Source organism: Clostridium sp. AF29-8BH (genome assembly GCF_003478145.1).
Taxonomy (GTDB): Bacteria; Bacillota; Clostridia; order Lachnospirales; family Lachnospiraceae; genus Otoolea; species Otoolea fessa.
On sequence record NZ_QUEL01000042.1, the window covers coordinates 1 to 6804 of the forward strand.

Below are 6804 nucleotides of genomic sequence, written 5' to 3' on the forward strand. Positions count from 1 at the left end.
AGGTAGGCACTTTTGGAACCGAAAGTGCCGTAAGAAAACGTGGTGGCAGCAGGAATTTGCCGTATTTAAATGCGAAGCCACGGCAAATTCCGTTACTGGGCACGTATGCGTGAACAGTAACCTTATATAACTTGCGAAAGAGGATAAGAAAAGGGATGTGAAAAAGGTTTGAGGGGGGAGGTTTGAGTTGTTAAAAATAAACATGGGGGCTCATAAAGGGCGTCGCTGCCGGAATGGTACCATTTTGGGAATATCACTGATATTGATATTTTCATCCGGTAGAATGGCGCTGGCAGCTGAAAATGCAGTGAAACAGGCAGAAACAGCTGTCATAGTCGGCTACAGCGTCTCATTTATAGATGCTGAGAATGCAAATCATCTTATATTTCATACGCAAACGGGCAAAGTTTTGGAAGGAACTTCCCTGAATGTATCTTTCCCAGAGCAAATCATAGGGAGCGACGGGCATATCTGGAAATCAGCGGTACAGTCACCGCAAATATTTGAACTGTATGGAACAGGAACTGAAAAAATTTATATCAAATATGAAAGAGGCGGCAAGGTCCCAGAAATGGGAGCAGAGGAGGATGCCGCCATGCTGGCGCTTCGGAAACGCCTGGAACGATGGAAACAGAGGGCATGGGAGGCAGAGTGCGCCATATTTGGGCGCGAGGATGCGGCGGTATCGGGCAGCGATTCCGGTCTGACCGTTCAAAATCAGTCGGAAAATGATGCCAGGATCCGGAATCTGGTATCTGCGATCGGGGATGCAGCGTGGCATGAATTTTATCTGATTGGTCAGGATTTTACACCATCGGCAAAAACAATCGGGGTGGAATACGACGCGGTTTATTCTGAGGTGGAAGAGGATTCCTTTTCGGTGGATGGAAAGGAATATATCATCACGCGCATCCGGGTGCGGAGAAACTGGGATGACCGTACTTGTACGCATCAGTGGAGCCAATGGGAGTGGGAGGAAAATGATTGCTTAAAGAATGGGCGGGCAGTGTATGTCTGCGGACGATGTCAGAAAGAAAAGATAGAGCGCCTTCCGGCGCTGGGGCACCTGGATGAAAACGGGGATCAAATCTGTGACCGCTGTGGAAGCGTGGATTGGAGTGAAAGTGAAATGCCCGAAAAAGTGATCTGGAAGGAGGGCGATGTCCAGCTGCGCGAGGTGGGCGGAGAGATTTTGTCATTTACCTGTATCGACGACGATTACCATGACTGGCAGAATGAACACCGGAAAGCAGCGCTGTTTCTCTGTGACCGCGTGATCCGGGCGGATGTGGACACGGCACCGGGAAAAAAGATGAAGATTTTCTCGTTTGGCAAAGACAATAATTATAAAACTTCGCAGGTGCGCGCATGGCTGCAGAAAAACAGTCAGAACAGCAGTTTCTGTCTGGAACCGATCCATACGGGAATCCAGACCGCGTACACGGGAAGCACGGCGGCTGGTGCATTTTCGCAGACGTCCGGGCGGGAACTGGTGCGTCAGGATATTGGTTTTCAGTTTATGAACGACCAGCTTTTCTGCCTGTCATTGGAAGAGGCACTTGCGTACCGGGAATATCTATGGCGGTTTGATTCCGGGGATGATAACCCACAAAGTCAGATCAGTACCTATTCACAGGGATATTATCTGCGGACGCCTTTTTATTTGCAGGATGAAAACGGGAAATTCATTTATAATCAGCAGATTTATGGCGTTGATCTGGTAAATGGCTGTCTGCGTCCGGTGAGGACGGACAGTGAGACATATGGAGTACGTCCGGCATTTGCACTGTCACAGATGTAAAAAAGAATACTTGTTGAGCTTGGAAAGCGGGAGTGAAGCTGTTTGGCAGTTTGATTAGGAGAAAAGATTGGACAAGGGGAAATCAATCTAATGTTTGGGGAAAGAGGGGAACGTGTATGGGGAAAAAGAAGATGAAAAAAGTGATTCCATTTGCGGTGATGACGACGATGCTTTTGTCGGCGACGCTGCCGGCGTTTGCGGCGAGCGGGTTTGTGTTTGAGGATTGGGATTTGGGGATTGTTTCGGAAAGAAAGGAAGCAACGGTGTACAAGGGGTACAAACAAGATTAAAAAGAAAAGATAGATTTGAAAGTAAGTAGAGTGGGATAATCCAGAAGTTAGAGCTTAGATTTTCCACTCTACTTGAACGTGGTCGCTAGTTGCGCTGATTGAAATAATCAGGCCGTCAACGGCTTTCCTTTTGTCGTCAAATTCAATGCTGTCCCAATGGTCGAGGTAATAAGAGAGTTCCTGCTCCTTTTGGGGTGACATTGTTTCAATGGACATTTCCGCAATCTCCTTTGAAATGGTCTGGCGGCGAGTGTCCAGTTCTTCAATTTTTTTGTTAGCATAGGCAAGAAGTGTTGCGTTGGCTCCGGTTAGCGTATCAAGTAGTTTTTCAATCTCGGCTTCAACTTGCGCCAGTTCAATTTGATGGGCGGTCAGTTTGGGATTGACTTTTTCCTCCCGGCTATGGCGGACTTGAAAATTTTTAAATCTCGCCCGCATAGCACTGAAAATAAATTCCTCAAATTCAGATTTACGGATTTTACCACAGCCCGGGCAGCCTTTATTTTCAGTCCGTTTACTACAGCGAAAATAGCCTTCGCTGTTCGGAACGTGTGTTGCCTTTAAGGCATATCCGCAACACCCGCATTTAACTTTTCCGGCAAGCCATGTATTTTTCGGCTTACGTCCTTGTTGAAAACGCTTATTTGTCATTAGCTTCTTCCTGCATTTCAGCCATACATCAGACGGTATGAGCGCTTCATGTGGAGCGATTACAAGTATCTGGTCTTTCAGGCTCCTGTCTTTATCCTCCTTCACGTCCCGGCCCTGATAGAGATAACAGCCATTGGTTCCGGCAAAATCGGAAGCGTCATTGACAATAGCCGCCCCCTGGCTTTTAAAAAATTCGTAGAGTTCTAAATCTGCTTGTGCGTAAACAGGATTTCTTAAAAGCTGTGAAATAAAGGTACGGAATAGCGATTTACCGTAAACTTTGATGTTCTGTTCCTCAAAGTACCGTGTAATGTCACCAAAAGACGTTTCCGGCTCGGAATACATTTCAAACATGAGCTTTACATATTGGGAAGTTTCGGGGTCTGCCACCATCTTTTTTGTGCGGATACCTTCAACCACTGTCGGCTCCAACTGATAACCATAGGGGGCCTGTCCGCTCATGTGAAAACCTTTCAGGCACCGGGAGTAGTAAGCGTCCGTGACGCGTTTCTGGATTGTCTCACGTTCAAGCTGTGCGAATACGATACAAATATTCAGCATGGCCCGCCCCATTGGGGTTGAGGTGTCGAACTTTTCTGTGGACGAAACAAACTCCACGTCATATTCCTGGAACAGCTCCATCATGTTTGCAAAGTCCAGAATGGAACGGCTGATTCTGTCCAGCTTATAAACGATTACCCGCCGCACCCGGCCCTTTCGGATTTCTCCTAACAGCTTTTGAAACTCCGGCCTGTCCGTATTCTTCCCGGAATAGCCTTTATCCTTGAATACTTTACAGCTTCCGCCTTTCAGCTCATACTTACAAAAATCAATCTGGCTTTCAATGCTGATACTGTCCTTACGGTCTACCGACTGTCTCGCGTATATACAATCTTCTCTGATAATGTCCATATTGGGCTCCTTCCGTATGGAATGGAGCTACCAACCTTACAATTATATTATACCATAGGCAGCCCCGGACAACAATGTTGCGGTTGATTAGTAAAATCTGTCCGTGTATTTACTGAACACATCATATAAGTGATTTTCGATTTCTCTTTTTCGCTTGTTCTTTTCATCCGGGGATAGTACCGGAATTAGATTTTCCAATACGATAAGTTTCCCTTGAAAATATACGGATTGTTTTTCGCTTTGGTATGTAACAGATTGAACCATCGAAAACCTCCACTTTTCAGTACGGATGAACAGCGGCCAGCTTCCCTCTTGTCTGCTGGGGAAACCTAAAAAAGCGGCTCCCTGGAAGGAACTGCCCTTTGAGCTTTCCCCAGCCTCGGGCCACGTTGGCCCGAAGCTAATAATCGCCGTTATAATATTTCTGTTCAGCCTCGTTGAGTGTGTATAAGTCAAACACTCCATAAAGCTGATTTACTACACGGCTAATATCTTTATGGGTGAATCCACAGTCCTGCATGGCCATAATCACATAGCCCCGGCAGGCGTCATTACTCCATATATTCAGCGTTAATTCTGGACTAGATATATTTTCCTTCATAAAATTCTCCTGTTCATAGAAAAATATGGGGCCCAGCCAGAACGGTTGCCCTATCATCAGACAGTAATAGAGGAAGGGCCCCACAGGTTAGAAAGTTTTTTCAGATAGACCGGACGGACAGTTGGCTTTTTGTCCCATAGCATTTCAGCTCTCCCCATTCTGATGGCAAGGCGATCTCATTACCTGCGACGGCTCACGGTTCGCAACACCGCTGCACGCTCGGATTGTGACTAATCGCAAGTATCCGGGTTTTGTGTTTTGTCCGGCAGACCTGCCACAGTCTGCCTACGGCATGGGCCTGGTCGCTCTCTCTAGTGTAAAAATAGAGGTCATGGCGGGCCTGTCACTGGACACAAGCACCCTTCGTATCCGTCTATCTTTTATTCAGTTTTCAATCTGCGTGAGGCGTGTCCCGCTTCGGGCCAATGTGGCCCGAGGCTTTGACTGCCTCTCATAAGCCATTTCATTTTTGAGGCGAAATCGGTACACCTTATAAAAATTTTTTTAAAATTTTTTCCAAGTTCCGAAGGCCGCGCTCAATGGCGAGCCGCACGACCTTTTCATCCACACCCTCGGCCCGGGCAATGTCTTGTTTCGTCAAGCCGAGAATGAAATGAGCGTAAATGCGCTTTGCCTGTTTGTCGGGCAGTCGTGAGATGGCGGTATAGAGTTCTTGTATCGTCACTTTACGCTCATACAGTTCATAGGGAGAGAACGCAACGAAAAGCGCCTCATGCTCAATTCCATCATTCCGATCCAGGGAGTAATAGGCTTTGTGCCGGTATGTACGCAGACGGTAAGCGGCTTCCTTCCGGTCAAACTCCTTGAACATTTCAACAACATCTTCTGGTACTTCCATAAAGTAGTCTGACGTATAAAAAGGGTAATAGTCCCGTAAATTTATAATAGCCATATTGAACCTCCGCTTTGTTTTGTGATGGATGGACAACAAAACAGAAGCGGCGGGGAGCGTATATGTAGGCTGAAATTTCTGAAATTTTCAAAAAATAACAGTGAAAAATCTATAAAATAGTAAAGATGGCTACTCGTTCTAAAAAAGCCTCGACAGCTTATCTCAAGACTGGCTCTGTTTCGATAGCAAATCCTGAAATAAGGTGTCGAACATAAAAAAAGCTCAAACAAATAACAGCTTGTTTGAGCCTTAAAAAAGTTTAAATTGGAATAAAACTCCTCCCATCTAGGAGGAGGTAAAGCAAAAGGGGCGTTGCTTCATCTATTTTTTCTCAATAATCTAACTCATGTTATTAGCAACCTCCGCGTAAAAATCTCGTAGTTCTTTTATTATCATATAATGTATTTTTTGCAAAATTTGTCGTAGATAGGAGGCAAAAATAAAAAATAGAGTAGAGGATATGTTAATGGTTAACGTACCTCTACTCTATCTAATTGTTACTAAAAATTTTCTTTTAAAAAGGTTGTTACAAAACAGACTCAATTTACTATATATAGTATATGTCAATTATTAAATCTACCATATACAGAACATTACTTTTCTCTTTGCAACAACCCTTTTAAATTGTATAATTGCTTTCACTTAATCAGCATTATTTTTTATCTGATTGAATAGCCATCCTATAATTCGAGCTATACAGTATAAAACACCAAGTCCAAGGACGGAGCATACAACTAGAAAAAATATAGACATTGCCGACATATTTACATCAACACCTTTTTGAATAGGACTCTACTTATATTATTCTTAATTTAATACGGTAGAAACTTCTCCATTAAAAACTTCCGTTCTTAAAGCGAAAGAAAGTGTTCCTACTCCGCCGACTACATTTGCTCTCATAGAGCCAGTCACTTCGGCCGCTTTGCTTGAGGTAGATGTTGCACGGCCAATGGCTAAACTTTCATCTTCAACCGTTCCGCCAACACAGTAGGTATTTAAATCACGTGCATTAGAAATTTTCCACTGGCTACCACTCTTTGATAAGTCAAATCTGTAATCCATACCTGCGACACCCCAAAATGCATCCGATTTCCACGTTCCTTCAGTAGCAGGATCACGAGTTAAAGGAGGCGTATAGCTAAGTGTCACTGTTACCGGCTGACCGTCCTTCTCGAAATGTAATGTTTCCGAATAGGGCTGGCTTTCGTCAAAATTATTCAGATCGACACTGAATGTTTGTCTCTGTTCTGGAGAATCAGCAGCAAGAGCACTAAATGCGCTACCAACTACCATGAGACTCAGCGCTACCAACAGACCCAATGCCTTTTTCAAACCTTTCTTCATAAATGACCTCCTTGAGACTTTACCATAGTAACAAACTCAGATTTTTTAGCGCCCACCATTATGTAAGGCACTATTCTCTCAAATTCTCCTCCTCTATAGCCCCAATGGTATCCCTCCCTTTACTAATCGGTTATGAGCTTTTTATAACTAACTGTAGTATACCACAGAATCCCTATATATGCAATATAATCTAAAAATGGTAAATAAAACTTAATAAATTGTTAATTATCAACATATATCGTATATTTTTCTGATATAAAAACCGGGTATTCAAGTTTTGTGTTTTGATGTT

General features: G+C 44.1%; 6 protein-coding genes. 2 read left to right on the forward strand and 4 right to left on the reverse strand.

Features of this window, described 5'->3' with window-relative positions:
- Positions 1-571: 571 nt before the first annotated feature.
- Both DWZ16_RS14915 and DWZ16_RS15630 read left to right on the forward strand, forming a co-directional pair.
- Positions 572-1801 carry a DUF6273 domain-containing protein gene (locus DWZ16_RS14915; protein WP_147353437.1) on the forward strand — a complete coding sequence of 410 codons (1230 nt, stop codon included), beginning with the start codon at positions 572-574 and terminating at the stop codon, positions 1799-1801.
- 116 nt (positions 1802-1917) lie between these two features.
- Positions 1918-2091, forward strand: a complete 174-nt coding sequence (locus DWZ16_RS15630; protein ID WP_182427385.1) for a hypothetical protein — start codon at positions 1918-1920, stop codon at positions 2089-2091.
- Between the two features lie 54 nt (positions 2092-2145).
- Here the strand turns inward: DWZ16_RS15630 and DWZ16_RS14920 are convergent, their stop codons facing one another.
- The 4 genes from DWZ16_RS14920 to DWZ16_RS14935 all read right to left on the reverse strand — a co-directional run bounded on the left by DWZ16_RS14920 (position 2146) and on the right by DWZ16_RS14935 (position 6512).
- Positions 2146-3654 carry a recombinase family protein gene (locus DWZ16_RS14920; RefSeq protein ID WP_118523158.1) on the reverse strand — a complete coding sequence of 503 codons (1509 nt, stop codon included), beginning with the start codon at positions 3652-3654 and terminating at the stop codon, positions 2146-2148.
- Positions 3655-4054: 400 nt separating this feature from the next.
- A complete protein-coding gene (locus DWZ16_RS14925) occupies positions 4055-4255 on the reverse strand; it encodes a hypothetical protein (protein WP_107001169.1) in 201 nt (66 codons plus the stop codon).
- 490 nt (positions 4256-4745) lie between these two features.
- Positions 4746-5168, reverse strand: a complete 423-nt coding sequence (locus DWZ16_RS14930) for an RNA polymerase sigma factor (RefSeq protein WP_107001170.1) — start codon at positions 5166-5168, stop codon at positions 4746-4748.
- A gap of 807 nt (positions 5169-5975) precedes the next feature.
- Complete coding sequence (locus DWZ16_RS14935; RefSeq protein ID WP_107001171.1) at positions 5976-6512, reverse strand: hypothetical protein; 537 nt, start codon at positions 6510-6512, stop codon at positions 5976-5978.
- Positions 6513-6804: the final 292 nt, after the last annotated feature.